At 75.8% G+C, this 1,155-nt stretch carries 1 protein-coding gene; it reads right to left on the bottom strand.

Annotated features, from left to right (window positions below):
- On the bottom strand, positions 1 to 1,155 hold a 1,155-nt coding region (locus tag PROKR_RS34560; RefSeq protein WP_245605788.1), incomplete at both ends, for a DUF5682 family protein.

The raw sequence follows: 1,155 nt of genomic DNA, 5'->3' as shown, positions 1-1,155 counted from the left end.
GACCCGCGAAGGCCCGTTCGCGGAGGTCCGCGAGCCGGGTGGCCGCCTCGGCGGCGGCGCTGACCTGCGGCAGGCTCACCGTGTGGCCCCGTTCGACGGCGCCCCGGGCGACGTCGACCAGGATCTCGGCGGCCAGCGCGCGGGCGCCGACCGGGCCGGGCGCCTTGCCGGCAGCACCGTCTACAGCACCGTCTACAGCACCGTCGACAGCACCGCCGACAGCACCGTCAAGCGCACCGTCGACGAATGTGCCGTGGAACGCGAGCTCCCGGAGGTGCGCAGCGTGCAGGCGCTCGTAGTACCCCGGCGAGGGCATGCCCGCGCCGTATCCCCGAAGGCCGTCGAGCCGCTCGTTGTCGTACCGCACCAGCCACGCCTCGCCCTCCGCGACCGGGCCGAAGCCGCCCTCCGGCTGGCGGCCGCGCACCGGCGCCCCCTCCACCGCGCCGGACAGCGCCTCCACCAGCGCGAGCGTGTGGAAGGCGCCGGTCACCACGAGCACCGGCCCGTCGACCTCGGCCGCTGCCTCGGCGACACGGGCGGCCATGCGTGCCTCGCGGTCCAGGGAACCGTCGGCGGCGAGCACGCTCTCCTCGTAGTCGAGGCGCGCGAGCGCCGCCCACGCGAAGACGTCGTCGAAGACGGCCCGCCAGGCGGCCAGCTCGGCGCTCGGCCGCGACTCGAACAGGTGGTCCCAGACCTCGTCGTGGTCCCGGCACCCGAGCCGGCGCGCGAGCGCGGCGACCGCCTCGGAGTGCGCCAGGTACCGCTCGGACATCAACGTGCGCGCGAAAGGATCGGGCTCGGCATCCGGCCCAGACCCGCCCAGCCCCGACACCGCGCGCTCCGCGGCCGACCGCTCGCCGAAGGACCGGTCGATGAACCGGAGCTCGGCGCCGACGTCGCGCCCCGCCCGAAGGGCCACCCACTCCGGGGAGAAGGAGGCGAGCGGGTAGAAACCGGAGCCGCCGCCGGCCTCGGAGTTCTCCGCCGACGAACCGGAACCGGAGTCGCCGAGGCTCAGCACCGCGATCGGCGGTCGCGTCGCCTCGTGCAGCAGGTCCGGGATGAGCCGCGTGAACTCTTCCGGCCCCTCGATGAGGACGGCCGCCGGCCGCAGCTCCTCGATCGCCGCGCGCACCGCCACGGCGCACG

Source organism: Promicromonospora kroppenstedtii DSM 19349 (assembly GCF_000515355.1).
GTDB lineage: Bacteria > Actinomycetota > Actinomycetes > Actinomycetales > Cellulomonadaceae > Promicromonospora > Promicromonospora kroppenstedtii.
The sequence above is the reverse complement of the archived record's forward strand: the minus strand, read 5'-3'. Positions and strand labels throughout refer to the sequence as shown.